The sequence below is a fragment of the Bartonella sp. AA23NXGY genome, from assembly GCF_042197165.1.
Taxonomy (GTDB): domain Bacteria; phylum Pseudomonadota; class Alphaproteobacteria; order Rhizobiales; family Rhizobiaceae; genus Bartonella.
The window spans coordinates 112,276-134,163 of record NZ_JBHIRO010000004.1; the positions used below are offsets into that span (position 1 = coordinate 112,276).

Below are 21,888 nucleotides of genomic sequence, written 5' to 3' on the forward strand. Positions count from 1 at the left end.
GGTACTAGGCAAAAAGCTGGGTTCGTTTATAGACTATTGTTTATAGAGCGGTGCGGGGTGGTGAACCTTTCGTTGGTTTCGTTCTGTAAAGATGTAAAAACGTATATCCGTAAAAGTGAAGTGGGGGATTTGTGGATTATATATTGTGCGTGTTTTTGGTCACTTTGGGCTTTTGGGGGCGTGGAATGTGGTAGCGAGGATTGGGGGGAAGTGTTTTCGTGAATGGAGGGGGAAGCTGGGAGGAAGAGGGGTGTTCAGTTGTTAAGTGTGTGACGGGAGAGAAAAAGGGGGAATGGAGGATGAAGAGAGTGCGCATGGATAAGAGGAGAGTGTGGGTAAGGCGGGTGTTGCAAAGAGATGCGTGAAGGATGGCGAGGAGATAGGGCTTGATTTATTGAACCTGATGAAGTGTTGTCGTTTGAGGCGTGGGTGGGTGTAAGCTTTATTTTGTGGGGAAAGCTGCTTTTTGACGTGGGATTGTAGATTAGTGCTGGTTGGGAATTTTCATTCTTTGAAACGTGGGGCGGAGGTCAATGTACTAATATAGCAGATTGTGATCTCATAATTTTTACATTCTTTCTTTTTTAAAGATATTACTTGATATTAGAGTAAATGCTTATATCAAGAGGAGTATTTCTTTAAAAATTTTCACTTAACTTATTAAGCGATTTATTAGAATAAAAGACTCTTCTGAAGTTCATATCACCAATTGTATCGAAGGAAGTGTAACTTTAAGTGTAGAAAAGTTTAATATCGGATGGTTGATATGAATTTGTTTTTAAAAAAGAGTCCATTAGCTCTTTTTTGCTCTCTCTTTATTTCCAAAGTTGGTGATTATGCTTATGAAGTTGTTTTTATTTTACTGGTCTTAGAATTAACAGATAACACCTTTTTTACAGGTCTTGTGTATTTTTTTCGATTTATCCCTTTTCTCTTTTTTGGCCCTATAGGAGGTTGGTTAGCGGATAATTTTTCTTTGAAGAAAAATATGATCTTAAGTGAAGTTGTGAGATTATTAGCTTCATTGTTTGTTTTTATAACTTATATAACAGGTACGGCACATATCATTGTTCTTATTTTTGCAGCAATATGTACAACGATAGGAAGAAGTATTTTCCAACCAAGTTTTCAAGCTGCTATTCCCAGAATGTTTTCAATAAAAGATCTTACAAAGGCCAATAGCATTGCTCAAATTATCATGGAAACGGCAGCCGTCATTGGCCCTTTGGTTTGTTCCATACTGCTTTTTTTAGCAAATAAATCGGCAGTACTCATTTTTGATTTTTTTACCTATTTTATATCTATTATCATGTTATTTAATCTCATGAATTTAAATTCAAGCGAGAATAAATCATTCAATTTTATAAAAATTTATCGAGAAACAGCTTCATATCTTAAATATATTTCTACAGAACATAATAATTTATTTATTACGCTCGTTGGCTCGTCGTTTGCTATTCTCTTTACGGGTGCAATTTTAAGATTTTTAATTCCAGCTTTTGTTCTCTCTATAGGGGGAGAGGAAAGCTTTGTGAGTTATATTTTTTCTCTCATGGCTGTTGGAACTATTGTTGGTGGTTTGTTATATAGTAAAATTATATTAAATATTACTTCGTTGAAGCTCATGATATTTTGGCTTCTTTATGGGGTTATTCTGTTTGTTATGCCCTTAGCTGCAGAAATTTATTTAAAATTCCTTCTCGTGTTAGCATTTGTTTTAGGATTTATTGGTGCCTTTGTGGATATTGGTTTAGTCTCAGCTATTCAATTATATTCTCGTCGTGAAGATTTTGGTAAGAGTTTTGGAACCTTTTCAACTTTAGCAAACTCTGCGGAAGCAATGTCTGGCTTTATTGCTGGACTTTTGGCACTCGTGGGATTGTTAAGCTCTTTTTTAGCTATGTCCGCATTAATTATTTCCACCGGAATTATTGGCGTTGTAAAAATTAAGAAAAATAAAGAGTTAACACCTCTTAACACGACAGTCGATGACGACCATTGATATATTTGATATCTCCATGCCGTTTCTTTTTTCTAAAGACGGTTCGCTCATTATCTTATTCATGAGGTAAAAACACCGCTCTTTGAAGGGGGTGATCTGAAACGAATGAGTGGTCAGTGGTGGAAATTTGCTAGGCAAGCATTTGAATTCTTTACAGACCGTTGTTTATAGAGTGGTACGGGGTGGATGAAGCTTTCCTTGGCTTTGTTCTGTAAATGTGGAGAAGCGTAAAAATGTGAATCTGTAAAAGTGAAGCGGAGGATTTATGGGGTCATATATTGTGCGTGTTTTTTGTCATGATATGGAGGGGTGAGAAGGATTGGGGGAAGTGTCTTCGTGAATGGAGGGGAAATGAAGGGTGCTATGCGTTGGTTTATGTAATGCAACACACCATGAAAGTAAGTATACATATACTATATGCTTTACATGTGTTTTTTCGTACTTTTAACATATATATTTTGTGTCTTAAACATAAGCTTTGAGTACTATGAGAGATGGTGGTCGTTTTTTAAACAAGCGAGAAAGTGATTAACTAATGCTTGATAGTAAAGCAGTATGTTGTTAAGGCTATTCTTTGAAAGGAGGCTCTTATTTCTGGTGTAGGAGCTTCTCAGAAGAGAATGCAATTAATAGGGGAGTTAAGATGTCAAAATATTTATTTCCGTTACCGCTTGTATTGGTGGCTGGTTGTGCATCTATCAATAATTATTCATCAAGTTATGTTAGTCCAAATATTACGCAAGATGATATAAAATTAATTGCTAACGATTTTGTTCGTAATCTTAAAAAACCTTTACCGCCCGCTACAACAACACTTATTGTGAAAAAAAATAAAACAGAAGACAACTTTACTCCTGTATTTATTGATCTCTTGCGACGGAATGGATATAACGTGATCTATACAGATCAACCAAACAAACAGCAAAATGGTGTAATCTTGACTTATCAAATAACGCCAATAAAGACAGGTATCATGTCTATGGTTTCTTATGATGAGGTTGGAGTAACGCGTTATTATATCCGCACTTATAATCGATGAAACCCCTTTGCCGGTTTGTCTCAAAAAAGTAGATAATGAAGAAATGTGTTTCAGGGGAAGTGTTGGGATTAAATTAATCAATAAAAATTTGCAGATATGAAAATTGCATATTCAGATGACAATTATTCGTCGTCTCGTTTACAATTTCAGTGTTGTAACGAAGAAAGATGTCGTTTTATCTGTTTGCAATTCTTCATGTTCTATCTCAGTTATATAGCGCTTTTATCGTTTCTGTCTTATAGAAAATTACTTTCTGTTCTACGGCTCTATATGCCAATCTAATAGTCAGATCTAAACAATCAAATTCATATGAACTCTTTACAGAAATCTGTTGTTTGAGATTGTTGGAAAGGTGTTTTGTTTTTATCAAATTGTCGCGTGGTGGTTTGGGAGTTTCCTTTGGCTGCGTTCTGTGAAGATGTAAAAGCGTAAAAATGTGAATCTGTAAAATGAAGTGAGGGATTTGTGCTTTGTGAGAGCTTTTATTATGGCATGGAATGTGGTGCGAGGATTGGGGGATGTATTTGTGAATGGAGCGGGGAAAGTTGGGATGAAGAGGGGTGTTAAGTGCGTTTTCTGGAGAAGAGTGTGTGGAGAATATTTGAGGGCAGGGCTTAATCAGTCTTGTCTGATGACACGGTATTCTTTGAGGTGTCGTGATAACCATATGAAATAATCAGCAGGGGAATTTGATAGACGAGAAATCAGATTGTTGCAGACCAGTGTTTGCAGAGCGGTGCGGAGTGGTGATGTGGAAATTTTATTTGGCTTACGTTCTGTAATGATGTAAAAGCGTAAAAACGGTGATCTGTAAAATGATGCGGAGGATTTGTGCTTTGTGTATTGTGCATTTTTTTGTTATGGTATAATGATAAATCCATTGAGCACCCCTATCTTTACGCTTCATAAAAGAGCAAGCCGGCACACTATCATTATATTTGTGCTAGCTCGTGGGTGTTGGCTACAGCCCTTGGCATACAGCCCTTGGCACTTGAGACGGTTCATAAGAGCCATTTTATTCCTTTCTTAATCGTTTTTTATCCATACGGGCTCTCCCCTGCTTTTGACGTGCAAGCGAGTGATTTTGATTGATTCAACATGGGAGGGATTTGAAATGAGAGAATCTTACGATGTTTGGAACTCTTAATCAGTATCAATAATGCTAAATTATTTCTTATAAATCAATATATTGTCATGGTGTCGAGGGGTGAGAAGGATTGGGGAGGTGAAGAGTGTGTGAATGGAGGGAAATGAAGAGTGCTGTTCGTGTGTTGGCTAGAGAGAAGAGTTTTGGAATAGCTGTGAACAGATTGCAGAGCTGATGTGTAAAGAGATGTGAAGAGATAAAAACTGTGGTTGGCTTTTATATTCTATGCGAAATTTAACAATTATATTTGCGTCTATATTTGTATGGGGGATATCCGTGAAATGGGTGTGAGAAGCATTGAGAGGTGTTTTTTTAATAAGTGGGTGAATGAGCAATACAATGAAAGCCTATTTAGAGGGGAAATCCTATTTTAGCTCTTGTTGTTTTAGACATTGTGTTTTGTATAAGGGGCATTTTGCAGGAAAGGTGTTTTGAGGGATGTGGCTCCCTTAAAGAAAAATACAAAAATATCAAAAGAAAAATATAAAAACTTGACAAGGTAAATGTAAAAAGGTATCATAATGATACAATCGGAATTGTGCGTTTAAATCAGAAGAGATCTCTTGATAAAATTCTGTGGGAGGGGTGGGGATGTTTTTCCAAGGTTTTGGTGTTTTTATCCTATTTTGAAGTTTGTTATCCTATGATGTCGTAAACCGGTGCCGTAAACCGTTTTTTTGAGATGTGGTGATATCAGGCGGCAAGGCTTTAGGCAGAGGGGAATATTGGCAAAGGATGTCGATTGATGCGCTTTTGCCTAATCAGAAATTAACCACTGTCTAATCTGAAATTAACCACAAAATTGCTTTTTGTTTTTTCGCTTCGAGCTCTCTAAAGTTTTTCAAAAGTGCGTGTTCTTTTTCGCTGTATGTGTCTTGATCGTGGTGTAAGGCATGTTCTTTTGTGGGAATATCTGCTGTTAAAAGGTCCGCATAAAAAAAGTTCATAGGAACTGCTAGTTTTTTAGCAATTTCGAGCAAACACCCCGCGCTTACACGATTTAAACCTTTTTCATATTTCTGGATTTGTTGAAAACTGACACCTAAATAGCTTCCTAATTCCTTTTGAGAAAGTCCCATTGAAATGCGTCTGTGACGGATTCTTTTACCTATTGAAATGTCATTAAAATGTGAATTTTTAGTTTGCACTTCAAGCTCCCCTCCGGTTGCGAGCGCCCTCGCATGAGTATTCCGGGAGTTTGAAAGCACTGAGCTCAGCCAGCCTTTTGCTTTTAGTGCTGACAAGCACTTGGACATAGCAAAAGCTCCCGGAATTCCGGGATACCCGCAAAGCGGGATAAATTTATGTACTGAGCGTTCGGGCTTTCAAATCCCTATTTGACCGTTGCGTGGACGATCAAAAACACAGAACTATCAATAAAGTAGTTTCAGGAGATTGGCAAGAAAAATTAAAATAATTTCAAAGACTATAAGATTGGGTACTTTTTAAAAAAGTGCGAAATCTGGATTTTTAGTTTGCACTTCAAGCTCCCCTCCGGTTGCGAGCGCCCTCGCATGAGTATTCCGGGAGGTTGAAAATACTGACACTCGGATCAGCTTTTTGCTTTTAGTGCTCATGGCACTTGGACATAGCAAAAACTCCCAGAACTCCGGGACACCCACAAAGTGGGGTAATTTAACGTTTGAGTTTTCGGGCTTCAACACCCTATTGATCGCTACGTGGACGATCAAAAACACAAGCCTATCAGTAAAGTAGTTTCAGAAGATTGGCAAGAACAATTAAAAGATTTGGAAAATGAGAGCATTTTTTGTATCTTAAAAATTGTCTCGTTATCTTCTTATGCCTTATGCTGTAAAATATTGTCATTTGAGGTAGGCTGAGATGGGGGCATTAGAGGCAAGGATATGCCGTCGAGGGACCTTCAAGCATATCAATTTATACGGTGCTTTTTGTGAGAGTGTCTGGATATTGGAGGGTAGGGGTTATGTCCGTTTCTGGTGAAACAGTATCCTTTGAGGCGTGGTGAGGGGTGTTTTCCAAGTGCAATATACGTGATAAAAGTTGAATTGTTTACAGACTCTTGTTTATCGAGTGGTGGGTTAGTTTGGAAGTTTCGTTTGGCTGATTTCTGTAAAGATGGAAAAGCGTAAAAACGTGAATTCGTAAAATGATGTGGAGAATTTATGCTTTTGTTATGGCATGGAATGTGGTCAGAGGACTAGAGCGCGCGCATTTGTGAATGGAACGGAGATCTGAAGTCAATAAGAGGGATTTGTTGAGTAAGAGGCTGGATTATAGTTTACAAACCGGTGCGGGGTGGAAGCTTTATTTAGCAGAGGAAAATTTGCTTTCTGAAGTCGAATTGTAGATCAGAGTTTATCTGGCGTGTTTGATGAAACACCATTCTTTGAAGTGTGGGATAGCCATATGAAATAATCAGCAGGGGAATCTGATAGACGAGACATCAGCTTGTTGCAGACCCGTGTTTACAGAACGGTGCGGGGTAGTGATTTGAGCGTTTCGTTTGGCTGCGTTCTGTAATGATGTAAAAGCGTAAAAATGTGAATCTGTAAAATTATGCGGAGGATTTGGGCTTTATGTGGGCTCTTATCTTTTTGGGTGTGTCCCATTTTTTTTAATTGTTGAATGCTTGTCAAATTTTGTTGCTGATTTTTATGTCATTTTTTGTGTTTGAGGTTTTGGTTTCTCTTTAGTTGGAAGGAACATGATGATGGTAGATGAACATTGTCTTCCCTTACGTCGAAGAGGGCGGAAAAAAGGGGCTTTAAATAAAACAACAAAGCGATTTAATGAAGCTCTTTTGACAGCGGCGGAGCAGGCTGGATATCACTATGGTGAAGATGGGCTGGTGTCTTATCTTCAGTATCATGCGTTGAATAATCCTGTTCCTTTTTTTTCGCTGCTGGCAAAAGTCTTGCCTCTTCAGGTTACGGGAGAAGCAGGGGGAGATGTTAAAACAGTTTCGCGTATTGAGATTGTACCAGTGAAGCCCAAAAATACTGAACCGAAGAAGCTTGATCCTTTGGTCACTGAGGCTTGAAGTTATGAGAAAATATTGGGTTGGGCATATGATGTTTAAGGGATATTGTCTTTGAACGGGAATGCTAGGTGTTTGTCTGAAAGCTTATGATTGAAATTGCGTTGAGGGGTGTGTGCTTTAGGCGTGTGAGCTGTGAAGTTGTTGGGCTTTGGTGGGGGATGCATGAGGACGTGGACTGGAGGAGACTTCGGTGCATATGGTGTTTTTGGGGGTATATGGTGTCTGGGGTGGTCTGTGTGAAGCGGGCAAGATGCTTTTATGGCGATGTGTGAGGGGCGCGATACCTGAAAGATGTTGGGGAGTGCTTGATGATATTTGCTGTTTTGGATTTCTGGTGAAGGTTTGGTCTTTTCTCGTTATTGAAATGGGGGAGATGTTAAAACAGTTTCGCGTATTGAGATTGTATCAGTGAAGCCCAAAAATAGCGAACCGAAGAAGCTTGATCCTTTGGTCACTGAGGCTTGAAGTTATGAGAAAATATTGGGTTGGGCATATGATGTTTAAGGGATATTGTCTTTGAACGGGAATACTAGGTGTTTGTCTGAAAGCTTATGATTGAAATTGCGGTGAGGGGCTGAGTGCTTTAGGCATGTGAGCTGTGAAGTTGTTGGGCTTTGGTTGGGGGGATGCATGAGGACGTGGACTGGAGGAGACTTCGGTGCATATGGTGTTTTTTGGGGGTACATGGCGTCTGGGGTGGTCTGTTTGAAGAGGGGCCGGCAAGATGCTTTTATGGCGATGCGTGAGGGGCGCGATACCTGAAAGATGTTGGGGAGTGCTTGATGATATTTGCTGTTTTGGACATCTGGTGAAGATTTGGTTTTTTCTCGTTATTGAAGGTGTGGAGATATCAAAAACAGTTTCGCGTATTGAGATTGTACCAGTGAATGCAAAAAATAGTGAACCGGAGAAGCATGATACCTCGATAACTGAGGCTTGTGATATTGAAAAATGTTAGGCTGAGGTGGGTGATGTGGGGTGATGTCTTGCAAGGGGGCTGCTTTGGTGATTGCCTATCTTGAGGGGATTGAAGCGGAGGCTATCGTGTTTGTGGGCGCTCGTGATATTGGGAAGGGGCTTTGGTGAATGATGCCGTAAGGGCCCCCGTGTGCTGGAGGGAATTTGGTGCAGGGTATTTGTGTGGTGGATATGGAACAGTGTTTTGATGGGGGAGGGGCATGAAACTTGAGAGAAGTGTTATGCTTGCGGGATGCATGTGTTTTGGTGGGGGTATCTTGGGGGATAAAGTGTGAGGATTGGTGATGCTTGAGAGGCATGATATTGGAGGATGTTGGGCTTTGGATATGCCTGAGAGCCATGTGCTGAGGCTATGATTTGGTTGGGGGGATACCTTGCTTGTGGTTGGGGGATGACAGGCGCGGTGTTTGAGGGGGTGGGGCTTTTGTGCCTTGGGGGCTTGGGGCGCATAGGTGGGGTCAAGGGGATCTCATGCAAAAAAGTGAAATTTATTGAATATTAGGATGAAGAAAAGATAAAGCGCTGCTTTTGAGAAGGGCGTTTTTCGTTCAATTGCTCTTTTCGTTCAATTGCTCTGGGATCATTAAACTTGGGATAAGCAAAAGGGTGCAGCGCAATTATTGCTAAAGTATGAAAATTTATAATGACAACTGTTCAGAAAATTTCTCAAAAAATTGAGCAGAAAACGGCTCAAGTGGCTCTTATTCCAAAGCTTATTCCTGTTTTTACTGGAAAAGCAGATGTGCGAGCCGCTTGGGGAGGACGGGGTTCTGGAAAAACACGTTCTTTTGCTTTGATGTCGGCTGTGGTGGGATATCGCCATGGAATGGCTGGAGAACGCGGGATTATTCTTTGTGCAAGGCAATTTCAAAATTCTCTTAATGAAAGTTCTTTGGAGGAAATTAAACGCGCTATCGAGTCTTATCCTTTTTTACAAGACTATTATGAAATCGGCGATAAATATATTAAGTCAAAAGATGGACGGATTGTCTATGTGTTTGCTGGGCTTGATCGCAATATCGCAAGTATTAAATCAATGGGACGCGTTTTCCTTTGTTGGGTCGATGAAGCCGAGCCCGTGACAGAAACTGCTTGGCAAACACTTATTCCAACTTTGCGCGAAGAAGGAAAAGATTGGAATGCAGAATTATGGGTCACATGGAACCCATGCCATGAAAATGCAGCCGTGGAAAAACGTTTCCGAAATGTCGATAATCCTCATATCAAAGGGGTGGAAATCAATTGGCGTGATAATCCGCAATTTCCTGAAAAACTCAATCGTGATCGAATGGACGATTTGCAGCAAAGACCAGAGCAGTATAACCATATTTGGGAAGGCGAATATCTCCAAGCTGTCCAAGGGGCTTATTATCAGAAATGCCTGCTGGAAGCCGAAATGGAAGGGCGGATTACCACTGTTCCACGGGATCCTTTGATGCAGGTGAGAATCTTTTGGGATATCGGGGGAACAGGAGCAAAGGCCGATGCTACCGCATTGTGGGTGGCGCAATTTGTTGGACGTGAAATCCGAGTGCTCGATTATTATGAAGCCCAAGGACAACCTCTCTCAGAGCATGTGGGCTGGGTTTTTCAAAGGGGATATGAAAAGGCTCTTATGGTTTTGCCTCATGATGGCGCAACAAAAGATCGTGTCTATAATGTGAGTTTTGAAAGTGCCCTTCAACAAGCCGGTTTTCAAACCAAAATAATTCCTAACCAAGGAACAGGCGCTGTGAAAATGCGTATCGAAGCCGTAAGGCGGTTGTTTCCTGCACTATGGTTTAATCGTGAAACGACATGTGCGGGCAGAAAAGCGCTTGCTTGGTATCATGAAAAGCGCGACGAACAGCGCAATATCGGACTAGGGGCTGAACATGATTGGGCTAGCCATGGGGCCGATGCCTTTGGACTGATGTGTGTGGCTTATGAACAACCAAATGCTAAAGCGCGAAAAAAACCTTATCGCTCGTTTCACCATTCTCAAACTTCATGGATGGCTTTTTAATGAATAGTTCTACAGATTCTTCTTTTAATCAAATCGAAACGCTTGAAAATCAAGCTCTCTTTAAAAAACTCGTGGGTTGGTATCAGGATGATATTGATCATGTCGAAAAATGGCGAAAAAATGCCCAGGAAGATTACGATTTTTATAATGGACGGCAATGGAATGAGCAAGACTTGGCTGTCTTGCACGAACAAAACAGACCGGTGATGACTTTTAACCGTATTGCGCCTTTAATTAATGCCGTGATTGGGGCTGAGCGCAATAATAAAAGGCAAGTGCAATTTATTCCACGACAAGAAGGAGCTGCCTTTGCAAACCAGATTTTGACAGGGGCGGCTGAGTGGTTTCGTGATGAAGCTGATGGGGAATACGAAGATTCCGATGCCTTCCAAGATGCTATTATTTGCGGAATGGGCTGGACAGATACACGCCTTGATTATGAACAAGATCCGCAAGGAAAACCAATCATTGCACGTTTAGACCCGATGAAAATGGTGTGGGATGCTAGTGCTGTCAAGCCTAATCTCATTGATGCACAACGCTTATGGTATATTGATGAAAAACCCCTTGCTGTGGCGCAGGAAATGTTTCCAAATGTTCATTGGAGTGATCTTCATGCGGATTGGGTGAAACATCAGAGCTTTTTACAGCCAACCAGCAATGGGATGACACAAAGTTATCAGTCCGAGAGGGGGGATCAAGGAGAAGAGGGGAGCGGCTATCAACGTCCTAAAATGGTGACATTGGCAGAATGTCGCTGGTTTGAACGCGAGGTGGTTTATAAAGTCCTTGAGCCTCAAAGTGGAAGGTTTGTCGATTATTCAGAGCAGGATTTCCAAAATTTAAGCAAAACCTTTCCGCATGTTCAAGCAACAAGGTTGAACAGAAAAATTGTCAAACGGGCATTTTTAGGTAGAAAGCTGCTTGAAGCGCCTGATAAGCCCTTGGTTCCACCCAATCAATTGGGATGGGAGTGTATTACCGGTACTTTTGATAAGTTAAGTCGGCAATTTTACGGAATTGTGCGCCCTACAAAAGATCCGCAACGGTGGGCAAACAAATATTTTAGTCAAGTGATGCATTTGCTCAATAGCCAATCAAAAGGCGGAATTATGGCAGAGCGCGATGCTTTTGATGATGATCGACAAGCCCTCGAGAGTTGGGCTAGAGCCGATAGTATTACTTGGTTGAAAAGTGGGGCGGTGTCTGGGGGAAGAATCCAGCCTAAACCCATGGCACAATTTCCGCAAGGGTTTTTCCAATTGTTTAATGAAGCAAAGAGCGCTCTCGAACAGGTGACGGGGTTGTCTTCTGAATTTATTGGGACGCGAGCTGTCAATCAGCCTGGCATTCTTGAGCAACAACGGCGACAATCGTCACTTAATCTTTTGGCTTCCTTTTTTGATGGGTTGCGTCGATATCGGCAACGACAGGGAAAAATTATTCTCTATCTTATTCAAAATTATCTGTCCGATGGGCGGTTGGTGCGTATTGCTGGTGATGAAAATGCCCAGTATGTGCCGCTGACACGCGAAATGGTGACAAGCTTGGAATATGATATTGTCGTGGATGATGCACCAACAAGTCTTAATGAAAAAGAGCGTACTTTTGCACTGATCATGCAATTGCTGCCTTTGATGCAAAATTTTACAACGCCTGAGATTATGCTCGATCTCTTACGCTATTCGCCTTTACCGGCTTCACTTATTCATAAAATTGCGATAAAGGCGCAAAACTCTTTTCAAGAAGAGCAAAATGCCTCAGCGCAGATGGGGGATAATGTGGGAGCAGAGCAGATAATGCAGATGTTGCAGACAGTAAAGGCTCAACAATAGGACGCTTTGTCATGCGCGACTTCTGATAAATTCCATCTACCAGAAATTGCTTATCGATACAATTTCCATAGCGTAATGTCGTCTTCCTTTATCTTCGAAGAGCTGTTTTATGAGACTATCCCTGTTGGGGAAAAACAGGAGAACGAGGGAGTCTTGCCGTTATGTGGGGTGAACTTGGTGGGGCATGGTGGGCGCAGAATGAGCTTATCGATTTCCATAGTGCATGGGCTTCCTTTTCCCAAAAGAACTGTTTTATAGGGCTGGATTGTTGGGAAAAGTAGGGTGGAGAGGGAGTTTTGCTGTCATGTGGGGTGAACATGGTGGGGCATGGTGGGCGCAGAATGGGCTTATCGATTTTCGTAGTGCATGGGCTCCCTTTTCTTAAAAGAACTGTTTTGTAGGGCAGGACTGTTGGGAAAAGTAGGGTGGAGAGGGAGGCTTGCTGTCATGTGGGGTGGAGAGCATTGGGGAGAATGCTGGTGCTAAATGATGAGAGAGCATTGAGGGGATAAGTGCTTATGGGGCTGTTTTATCTGAAAAATTTGATTTTATTGTTTAAAAAAAGAGAAGGCTAATGTCATGGATCAAGAACACTTAACGCCGGCAGAACAAAACCAATTGAAACAAGATTTTCTGGTCTCAACACAAGAGGGAGAAAATGGTGAAATTGGAAGAGAAGAAAAAACTCTTGAAGATAATTTTCAAGGGCAAATGCTTCAACAACAGGACTCTTCGCAAGAGGCTGGAAAAGAGGTTCAAGGGGGCGAAGATGCTGCGCCAGATCCGCAAAAAGACTTTATGGGCTATATGCAATGGTTGGGAAAAACACTCCAAAAACAAGGGCTTGTACATGAAAAACAACAACCTTCTCTTGCTCGCGAAGCAGAACAGTTGCATGCGTTTTTTCAGCAGTCTGTTGCAAGTGTTAAACAAAAGCATCATGATTTTGATCAAGCAGCTGATTTTATTTATGAAACACGGGCTAAACAATTGGCAGCTTGTGCTTCGCTCTATCCTGAGATGGCCGATCCCAAAAATATTGATGCGTTGATTGGTGATGAGTTGAAGCAGATCTTGCGCGATTGTGCGCAAAAAAATCAAAATCCGGCTGAAGTGATTTACTCTATTGCACAAAAAATTGGCTACACAAATGTTCCCAATAACATGGGTGAAAATTTACAGGAAAGACACAATTCTGCACGTACTCTTGCTGCTTATAACGGCTTGACGCCAAATGGGCCGATTTCTTTGGATATGCTTGATAAAATGTCAGAAGCAGAGTTTAGCGCTTGGGTTTCTGATCCTAAAAATAAAGCCGCTTTTAATCGTTTAATGGGGGGAAGAGAATTTTAAAAACAAGAATGTGGCAGGTGTTTTTTTCGGGAACGTTAAGAGGCTTTTGGCGCAGAAGAATGTGGCAGGTGTTTTTTGCAGGAATGTTAAGAGACTTTTGGCGCAGAAGAATGCGGGGGGATTTCTCACAGCACGGATGTGGTGAGGAGAGCTCTTATAAGGGGGAGGCAGACGCTAACAGAAATTAGATAAAACTCACAAACAACCTATTCACCATTTGAAATGAAATGTGGTGTTTTAACAACCGGCGCTTTGCCGGGTTTTTTATGTCAATAAAACTTTTAGAGGACAAAATGACTGTAACTTATATCGGACTTAATGACCCAATGGCAGTGCGCACATGGTCTAAATTACTAAACCAAGAAGTCTCAAAAGCACTTCCAATTGCACCGTTGATTGGAAATGATTCAAACAGTATCGTACAATTAAAAGATGAAACCACGAAAGCAAGTGGGGATGCTATTAGCTTTAATTTGCGTGTGCAGTTGCTAGGCGATGGGGTGAGCGAAGGGCAGACATTGGAAGGCAATGAAGAAGCTTTACAGTTTCTCAATGATCGCTTGGCAATTAATGAACTCGTTCATGCCGTGCGTGTCAAAAATGAGGGAACGATTGATCAACAACGAATTCTCCATGATTTGCGCACCGAGGCAAAAAATGGTTTGGTTGATTGGTATGCAGATCGTCTGAGTATGATGTTCTTCATTCAAGTTTGCGGGTATACCGCAAAAACAATTAACTTTGAAGGACGCACGATTACCCTTAAACCAGTTCATTATGGGTTTAATGCGCCAACGGCACCAACCAATAAACGTGTGGTACGTCCTAATGATAAAGCAAAAGATGAGGACTTAAAAGAAGACGATGTTTTTGATCTCAGCTTGATTGATAAAGCAGTTGAACGGGCTAAATTGGCAAATCCTAAAATTAGACCTGTGCGGATCGATGGGGAAAATGTTTATGTGCTTTATCTTCATCCAACCCAAGTGACACAATTGCGAACCAATACTGATGCGGGGCAATGGCTCGACATTACTAAGGCAATCTATAGTGGAAGTCGTATCAAAAATCCGCTCTATGATGGGTCTTTGGGCATGTATAATGGTGTGGTTTTGCGCGAAGCTGAACATATTACCGAAGGGGTCGAAGCTGGAACCGCTAACAAAGCTGTACCAAATGTGCGGCGGGCTGTTCTGCTTGGTGCGCAGAGTGCTGTGATTGCTTTTGGTAAAGATCGAGGGGCGACACGCTATAAATTGGTGGAGGAACTCTTCGACTATGAAAGAGAATTCGGGGTTGCGGCAAAAACCATTATTGGGATGAAAAAAACTTGCTTTACCTTGCCAGGAAGTACGCAAGGGGCTCAGGATTTTGGCACTATCGTCATCCCAACTTATGGAGCACCCGCTTAAAGCGAACGCTTGCTCTCTTCCCCCAACAAGAGGGATCTGTTGGGGGAAAAATTTAAAATGCTTCCAGAAACAAGGACAGGCTTATGACCACTTTATCCACTGATCCCCAAAATCTAAACCTTACACATTCAGACCATTCTAAAACTTTTGCTTATATGGTCGCGCTTATTCAAGATGAAATTGACGATACAACAGCGGAATATTCCCTGCAAATTCAAGATTCAATTTTTACGGCTTTGCGTTTGTGTGAACGCGAACCCTTTTTCTTTAATGAAAAAAGAGAAAGGACGTTTAAAACACAAAGTGGTAAAACATGGTATGGGCAAGAAGAAGGGGTTTTTATTGAAGCAGAAAAGAGTTTGGAGGGCGTCTTTTTAGTAACAAAGAGTGCAACACCAACAAAGTTGTTCTTTAAGCCCTTGGAAGTGTTGCATCAACAATATGGTATGCATCCTGCGCTAGGAACGCCATTCTTTTATACCTACCTTGATCAAAAAATAGGACTCTTTCCAACACCAGAACATCTGGAAACTGTACAGCTTTCTTATGCTCCTGTTCATTTTGCCGATGAACAGCTGAAAGAGGATGATAACCCTTGGTTGATTTATGCTTTTGATCTTATTAAAGCACGAGCAAAATATGAACTTTATAAAAATATCCTTAAAGATCCTGAATATGCCGCCGTTTCTTTCAGAGATTTTCAAGAACAGCTTCAAGCTTTGCGCATTGAAACATCGCGCCGAAAAGGTTCTTCAAAGATTCGCCCAATGCGTTTTTAAAAGACTTTTTTCCAAATCGTTTATGGCTGGCGTTGAAGGTTGGTTTGGCACTGGTGGCTGGTTTGTCACTTATGGCTGGATACACGCGTTGGGTGTTGATGGTGAAGGGCTGGTGGATGGCGTTGGGGTGGCCATTATTGATGGTATCGTTTTTTTGGTGCGTTAAACAACTTGAGGTTGTTTATTTTGTTGAATTTTATGCCTTTAGAGTTTTAAGAGCTTTTGTGGTTTTTTATCCATAAACCTTTGTATTTTGAATGGCACTGAGCTTTTCAAAGATTTTATGGGGGGCTCTTGATGGCTCTTTCCCCCGTCATTGTGGGGGGTGATGTGATTGCGGGCAGTTGATTTTGGTTTGGCGCTGGTGGATGGCGTTGGGGTGGCTATTATTTATGGTATCGTTTTTTTTGGTGCTTTAGACAATCTAAGGTTGTTTATTTTGTTGAATTTTATGCCTTTAGAGTTTTAAGGGCTTTTGTGGTTTTTTATCAATAAGCCTTGGTGTTTTGAATGGCACTGGGCTCTTCAAAGATTTTATGGGGGTCTTGATGGCTTTTTTCCCAATCGCTGATTATCGACCCGATGTGGCGGATATCAATGGAATTTTTACCGATGAACTTGTTAATGTGCTCCCGGCGGATGGCTCCTATATCCCTATGCCAAGTTTTGAACCTTTATCAGAGCCTTGTCCGGAGCCAATCTTAGGCACTCTTGCGGTTAAAACAAAAAATGGGGTTTCTATTATTGTCGGGACAAGAGATAAAATCTACTTACTTGATAATACAACAATGAACTGGAAAGATATTAGCCAAAAAGGAAAACCTTATCTGGCTAATGTTGATGCTCCGTGGTCTTTTGCTTTGTTTGGTGATTTTATCATTGCTGTGAATGCCAATGATAAACCACAAGTGATTGATATTAATCATGATAAAACATTTAGAAATTTAGGAGGAAATCCACCACAGGCAGGGATTGTTCGAATCTGGGGAGATTTCGTTTGTTTGATGAAATTAACCGAAAATCCAAGACGGGTTCATTGGTCTGGATTAAATGATGCTGAATTTTGGACCGTGGGAAAAAAAAGTTGTGATTATCAAGATTTTCCTGATGGCGGATTCGTCCAAGGGGCAACGGAGACAACAAATCCAATTATCTTTATGCGTTCTGCAATCTATGCTGGTTCTTTTATTCCTGGCTCTAAGATTATTTTTAGTTTCCAAAAAATCCACGATAAACGAGGCGCAAAAAATGCTGAATCAATTGTTTGTAGAGGCGATTTAGCATTCTTTGCCGATGAGGGCGGGTTTTATCAAATAACAAATGAGGGACAGATTATACCCATTGGGTTCGAAAAAGTCGATCGAACGATGACCGCAAAATCAAGGAAGGATAATCTGTACACTCTGTCTGCTGCTATCGATGGGGTGTATAATCGTGTTTATTGGATGGTTGATTCTGATGAGAACCTTCATAAACGTATCTTGCTCATTTATGATTGGGGATTGCAAAAATGGACAAAAGCTCTCGTCGATATCAAAATGATATTGCCTATTTTCTTAGCAGGAACAACCCTAGAAGGTCTTGATTTTGTGACTAAGAATATTGACGATTTGTCCTTTTCTCTCGATAGTAAAGCTTGGAAAAATGAATCGCCTATTCTGGGGGCATTTGATCAACAGGGGAGACTGGGTTCGTTTTCTGGGGGTCCTATGGCTTGTGTCGTGACATCACAAGAAATGGGGCAGACAAATGGCATGATAACACGGGTGAAAAATATTATGCCTCAAGTCAATAGTGGAAAGTTTTATTTGTCTGTGGGAATGCGCTTTCGACAATCTCTTGAAGAGGAAACTGTTTGGTTGCCAGAAAAACAGCCCTCTTATAATACTGGACAAATTCACTGTCGTGCAAGGGCACGGTTTTATCGCTTTAAATTGCGTATTCCTGAAGGGGTGAATTGGACTCATGTCACTGGATTTGATGTGGAATTGACGCGGGCCGGCATGCGATAGGCATGCCCTTTTGTAATACCATGCGATAGGCTCAAGCCTCTATTATTAAAGAACAAATGCCCCATAGGCTTCCCAAACCTTTATAAACAAAGGCACAATGCGATAAGCTGTGTCTTTATAATATGAAGAACAAGGTGGTGCGTTATGTTTCATGCTTTTCTGCGATAAAGGAAAATAGGCTGCACCATGGTTTATTTTTATAAAGAAAAAAGTTCCCTCTTTGTTGTGACAAAGGGATGATGGGGCTTTTTTTCTTTTATTGTGCGGGGGGCATGGAATGCGTGAAGTATGCATGGGGATGCGTATTGCTCAAATGAGGGAAATGACAAAGCTAAAAGAGCTAAAATTATGATGCTTGAGAGTCAAGGTTTATATTCTGCTCATCTGACAGAGCAGTGGCCATGGGGAAAAATAGCTCCCTATCAAGAGGCACTCAATGCTGCATTGAAAAAATATGCGCAGCGCTTTCCGGATGATGTTTGTCTGGAAAAAATTGCTGAAGAAATCGCTACAGGACAAGCACAATTGTGGCTGGTCTTAAAAAATAAAATCCAATTTAGTGCTTTTGCAATTACCAAAGTTGAAATAACCCATACGGGAAAAAAATGCGTCGTTCTCTCAGATCTTGCGGGAGAGGGAGGGCTGAAATTGGTCAAGTTGATTGATGAAGTCGAAAAATGGGCGCGAACAATCAATGCGGACGAAATGCACATGTTTGGAAGAACTGGATGGGCGAAAAAGCTCGCTCATCACGGATATTCTCGTAATCTTATTCAATATAGAAAGGTTCTGGGTTCATGAGTAGAAAAAAAACACCTCAAGTGCAGACAACAACACAAACAAATGCACCACCCGCTTGGGCTGCTGATATTCTTAAACAAGCCAGTGCTAACGCGCTTGGACTTTATAATAAAGGAATTGGCGGAAACGTTTATCAGGGAGAGAGAGTTGCCGGTCTTAGCGATATGACAAAAAATGCGCTAACTGGTTTACAACAAGCAGCTGGGCTCTATAATAATCCAACGGTAACGCAATGGTTGAATGCACCAACCAACAGCGCTACAAATCTTTCCGGTATGGCTAAGGGAAGCTGGATTGGAAGCAATAGTAAATTTAATACTGCATTGCAAAATGCTCTGAATAAAACGTCCGATGCAATTAATCAATCGATGTCGGGAGCAGGACGTTATGGCTCTGGAGCTCATACTGGTGTGCTGGCCGATGAGTTAGGCGCCTTGGCAACAAATGCTGCAGCACAGCAATATAATCAAGATATTAACAATATGATGAATGCAAACCAGATGATTGATCGCTCTCAGAATGATCAAGTTAATGCGGCAAATAGCTATTATCAAGGACAGAGTAACGTGCAAAGCAATGCTTTGAAAGGGGGCATGATTCAAGATATAAACCGCCAAAATGTCTTAGATGCTGAACGCCAAAAATGGTCAGAAAAAGATAATCAAGATTGGAACCGATTGCAAAGCTTGTTACAGGTAGGGACACAGGCTGCTGGAAATTACGGAACGACTTCAGGAAAATCCACGACAATGCCTTCTGTGACAAAAGATCCATTGCGTGATGCGCAGCAAGTACTTGGATTGGTCGGAGGAATTTTAGGGCTTTGTGATGTGAGAGCAAAAGAAAATATTATCCCTGTGGGGCAGAAAAAGGGATATCCACTTTATACCTTTAATTATAAGGGAAATCCACAACGTTATCAGGGCGTTATGGCGCAAGACGTGTTGCGTGTGAACCCTGAAGCTGTTTATGTCAATGCGAAAACAAAGTTATTGCATGTTGATTATGACAAAATAGGCCTGAAAATGGAAAAAATGAAAATGGAGAAAATGCCGGCATCTAAAAATAAAATTGCGGCTTTCTTTTCTTCATTTTTTGCTCGTTTTCCCTTTTTGAAAAAAGAGTATCTTCTATGAGCTCGATTTATGATTGGTCAATTGTTGCATCAGAAAATGCTTATGTCGACGAGAATATAAACTGGGCAGAAGGGCAACCGCCAAGCACAGTCAATGATAGTGCTCGCGCTATGATGCAACGCATCAAAGAATATTTGTTGGATAATGGGGGCGGGATTGAAACACAGTTTACTGTCGATGTGGAAAATGAGAGAACGTCACTTCGTTTGGCAACAAAGTCTTTTTTTGAGACTTATATGGATGGCATTGTTGTGCGCTTTAAAGCACAAGGCGTCAACAGAGGAATAACAAATATTTCTTTAAATCAATTGCCGCCAAGACCAACTTATATGGCAACGCCAGAGGGTATTATGCCTTTAAAGGGCGGGGAAATTCAAAAAGGGGGGCTTTATGAAGTCGTCTATACGCGTGATATTGCCGGAAAAAATGCTGATGGCTGGTTTTTAACCAATCCTACTATAAAACTTCCTGAAATTCCGCCCTTTCCTCCTTTGCCTGAAACTTTTTCTTCTGGATTTATCGGGACTTTTGCTACAGAAAAAATACCCTCTGGATGGTTACTGTGTGATGGTAAAGAATATTCGCGAAGGAACTATGCTAATCTCTTTGCTGTTCTGGGAGAAACATGGGGAAAAGGAAACGGGAGAACAACATTCAATGTTCCCGATTTGCGTGGAATGTTTTTACGGGGGCTCGATAGTGGAAAAGAAATTGATAAAGGACGTCGCTTGGGAAGCCGACAAGAAGAGTCTTTTCAATCCCATACCCATGAGGGAAAAACAGATTCAACAGGTAACCACCAGCATAGTTATCCAATGATTGAAGAGGTAGTTTGGGATATGAATCACGGTGAATATTATAGAAATCTGGCTCAAATTTACAATAAAAATTTGTTGACAGGTCCTGCGGGAGAGCATGAACATAAGGTCTTGTTGCAAAAAACAGGGGGAGATGAAACACGTCCTGTCAATGTGGCGGTGGTTTATGCTGTCAAAGCCTGAGAATGAAAGCTGTGTGAGAGAAAGATAAAAATGCTTGCAAAATGTTTGTTATGAAAAAAAGTCTTATTGAATATAAAGTCTTATAGAATATATTGTGCAGAAAGTTTTGAGGCGCTTTAGAAAAAAAACTCAACTCTCTTTATTCTTTTATTTTTTGTGCTGCCTTTGTTGGATGCCTAAAGGTGAGTTTACCTATTGTTCTTTAGAGGATCAAGACAGTGATTATTAAAGGTAGGGAAAGAACAAAAAAAATTTCTTTATTCATGGCGTTTTTTGCTGAGGAATAAAGATTTTATCCCAAATGCCTCTCTCTTGTGGTATCGTGATCCATTGTTTCAAGTGCTGGGTTTAAACCGCTGCTGTGCGATGACAAAAAGCCCCTAGATAATTTTATCCTATTATAGCGTAAATACCGTCATTAAAACACTATTATTGAAGCTGGTGATATCAGTAAGATAGCTTAAAGTATTTAATACATTAGCAACTGTTCTGGGGAGGATTTGCTTGGTTAAGTATTATGCAAGTGAATCATATAAATAATGAGCAGATATGGAGCTCCTTCAGAGGAGTTGGATTGTTTACAAACCGATGTGGGGCTAAAACCTTTGTCCTTTGAGGGTGGTGGAAAGAGGTCAACGGATATGTTTATTTAAAGCGAGAAAAAGCAAAATGGAGCACTCCCTTTTTTGGCAAAGCGTGTAGGAAAAAAGCCACTCTTTGTTTTCAAAATGGGTGCACTGTTGGCAAGAGCAGCAGGTTGGCGATGCGTTGTAGTACATGGTGAGGCATTGAACTCTCTGAGATGGCATTTTGTGCTTATCAGGAAACTTCTTGAAACGGGATGAGAGTGATACGAGAAAAATCTATAAGACAATAGTTTGTTCCGTTGTGTTGTAAAATACCATTGTTTGAGATGTGGTTAAAATTTTATGCATGGGGTGTTTTTCATCTGTGCGTATTCCTAACGCAGCATTTTTTTGTAGAATAACTCTGGACAGGGGATACATTACAAGGATGCATTTGAAGGGGGAAGCCAAGTCAAATCTGTTAGATAAGAAGCCAGATTGTTTACAAACCATTGTTTATTGATTGGCATTATTTAAAGACCGGTGTGGGCTTTGTCATTTTGGGAAAGGTTGATACAGCATGCAAGGTGACATGCATTTCTCTTTGGTTTTAGGTGGTAAAATCATCATTTTAGGTGGAAAACAGAGTATAATCTAAAAAAATACCTTGTAAAAATTTTCGATGAGGAATTTTTTTCAAAAGCTTTTCATATGGTTGTCTGAGGTTGTCTGAGGTTGTCTGAGGTTGTCTGAGGTTGTCTGAGGTTGTCTGAGGTTGTCTGAGGTTGTCTGAGGTTGTC

Annotated in this window: 19 protein-coding genes; 18 read left to right on the plus strand and 1 reads right to left on the minus strand. The window is 40.9% G+C overall.

Features of this window, described 5'->3' with window-relative positions:
- Nucleotides 1-766 precede the first annotated feature (766 nt).
- Together ACFINY_RS03630 and ACFINY_RS03635 are read left to right on the plus strand one after the other, a co-directional pair.
- The gene (locus ACFINY_RS03630; protein WP_375611697.1) at nucleotides 767-2,002 is read left to right on the plus strand and encodes an MFS transporter; all 1,236 of its coding nucleotides are present in this window, start codon (nucleotides 767-769) and stop codon (nucleotides 2,000-2,002) included.
- A 643-nt stretch (nucleotides 2,003-2,645) separates the two neighbouring features.
- A complete protein-coding gene (locus tag ACFINY_RS03635) occupies nucleotides 2,646-3,041 on the plus strand; it encodes a hypothetical protein (protein WP_375638506.1) in 396 nt (131 codons plus the stop codon).
- Nucleotides 3,042-4,967: 1,926 nt separating this feature from the next.
- Here ACFINY_RS03635 and ACFINY_RS03640 read toward each other — a convergent pair.
- Nucleotides 4,968-5,336 (minus strand): helix-turn-helix domain-containing protein, encoded by a 369-nt coding sequence (locus ACFINY_RS03640; RefSeq protein WP_375700855.1) that lies wholly within the window; start codon nucleotides 5,334-5,336, stop codon nucleotides 4,968-4,970.
- Between the two features lie 1,052 nt (nucleotides 5,337-6,388).
- On the opposite strand from ACFINY_RS03640, the gene ACFINY_RS03645 reads away from it, so the two are divergent.
- The 16 genes from ACFINY_RS03645 (at nucleotide 6,389) to ACFINY_RS03720 (ending at nucleotide 20,522) form a co-directional block, all read left to right on the plus strand.
- A complete protein-coding gene (locus tag ACFINY_RS03645; protein WP_375700849.1) occupies nucleotides 6,389-6,517 on the plus strand; it encodes a hypothetical protein in 129 nt (42 codons plus the stop codon).
- 363 nt (nucleotides 6,518-6,880) lie between these two features.
- On the plus strand, nucleotides 6,881-7,210 hold the full coding sequence (locus tag ACFINY_RS03650; RefSeq protein WP_375700856.1) for a hypothetical protein: 330 nt from the start codon (nucleotides 6,881-6,883) through the stop codon (nucleotides 7,208-7,210).
- Between the two features lie 630 nt (nucleotides 7,211-7,840).
- Nucleotides 7,841-7,972 (plus strand): hypothetical protein, encoded by a 132-nt coding sequence (locus ACFINY_RS03655; protein ID WP_375611677.1) that lies wholly within the window; start codon nucleotides 7,841-7,843, stop codon nucleotides 7,970-7,972.
- Nucleotides 7,953-8,168: a hypothetical protein gene (locus ACFINY_RS03660; protein WP_375641003.1), complete on the plus strand. Its 216-nt coding sequence runs from the start codon at nucleotides 7,953-7,955 to the stop codon at nucleotides 8,166-8,168. The genes ACFINY_RS03655 and ACFINY_RS03660 overlap by 20 nt, the downstream gene beginning before the upstream one ends.
- A gap of 663 nt (nucleotides 8,169-8,831) precedes the next feature.
- Nucleotides 8,832-10,193, plus strand: a complete 1,362-nt coding sequence (locus ACFINY_RS03665) for a PBSX family phage terminase large subunit (RefSeq protein WP_375638503.1) — start codon at nucleotides 8,832-8,834, stop codon at nucleotides 10,191-10,193.
- Nucleotides 10,178-12,028: a portal protein gene (locus ACFINY_RS03670; protein ID WP_375700850.1), complete on the plus strand. Its 1,851-nt coding sequence runs from the start codon at nucleotides 10,178-10,180 to the stop codon at nucleotides 12,026-12,028. Before ACFINY_RS03665 ends, ACFINY_RS03670 begins: the two co-directional genes overlap by 16 nt.
- A 223-nt stretch (nucleotides 12,029-12,251) precedes the next feature.
- Entirely contained in the window at nucleotides 12,252-12,413 is a 162-nt protein-coding gene (locus ACFINY_RS03675) for a hypothetical protein (protein WP_375700851.1), read from the plus strand.
- 194 nt (nucleotides 12,414-12,607) lie between these two features.
- Nucleotides 12,608-13,381, plus strand: coding sequence for a hypothetical protein (locus ACFINY_RS03680; protein WP_375658165.1), 774 nt, complete (start codon nucleotides 12,608-12,610; stop codon nucleotides 13,379-13,381).
- Between the two features lie 293 nt (nucleotides 13,382-13,674).
- A complete protein-coding gene (locus tag ACFINY_RS03685; protein ID WP_273791303.1) occupies nucleotides 13,675-14,793 on the plus strand; it encodes a N4-gp56 family major capsid protein in 1,119 nt (372 codons plus the stop codon).
- Between the two features lie 83 nt (nucleotides 14,794-14,876).
- Nucleotides 14,877-15,572, plus strand: coding sequence for a hypothetical protein (locus ACFINY_RS03690; RefSeq protein ID WP_375647476.1), 696 nt, complete (start codon nucleotides 14,877-14,879; stop codon nucleotides 15,570-15,572).
- 22 nt (nucleotides 15,573-15,594) lie between these two features.
- Nucleotides 15,595-15,738, plus strand: coding sequence for a hypothetical protein (locus tag ACFINY_RS03695; RefSeq protein ID WP_375647471.1), 144 nt, complete (start codon nucleotides 15,595-15,597; stop codon nucleotides 15,736-15,738).
- Between the two features lie 168 nt (nucleotides 15,739-15,906).
- Nucleotides 15,907-16,041, plus strand: a complete 135-nt coding sequence (locus ACFINY_RS03700; protein WP_375700852.1) for a hypothetical protein — start codon at nucleotides 15,907-15,909, stop codon at nucleotides 16,039-16,041.
- A gap of 79 nt (nucleotides 16,042-16,120) precedes the next feature.
- Complete coding sequence (locus tag ACFINY_RS03705; protein ID WP_375647466.1) at nucleotides 16,121-17,584, plus strand: hypothetical protein; 1,464 nt, start codon at nucleotides 16,121-16,123, stop codon at nucleotides 17,582-17,584.
- Between the two features lie 348 nt (nucleotides 17,585-17,932).
- Nucleotides 17,933-18,385, plus strand: a complete 453-nt coding sequence (locus tag ACFINY_RS03710) for a hypothetical protein (protein ID WP_375651070.1) — start codon at nucleotides 17,933-17,935, stop codon at nucleotides 18,383-18,385.
- A complete protein-coding gene (locus ACFINY_RS03715) occupies nucleotides 18,382-19,521 on the plus strand; it encodes a tail fiber domain-containing protein (protein ID WP_375700853.1) in 1,140 nt (379 codons plus the stop codon). The genes ACFINY_RS03710 and ACFINY_RS03715 overlap by 4 nt, the downstream gene beginning before the upstream one ends.
- Nucleotides 19,518-20,522, plus strand: coding sequence for a phage tail protein (locus ACFINY_RS03720; RefSeq protein ID WP_375651062.1), 1,005 nt, complete (start codon nucleotides 19,518-19,520; stop codon nucleotides 20,520-20,522). Before ACFINY_RS03715 ends, ACFINY_RS03720 begins: the two co-directional genes overlap by 4 nt.
- Nucleotides 20,523-21,888: the final 1,366 nt, after the last annotated feature.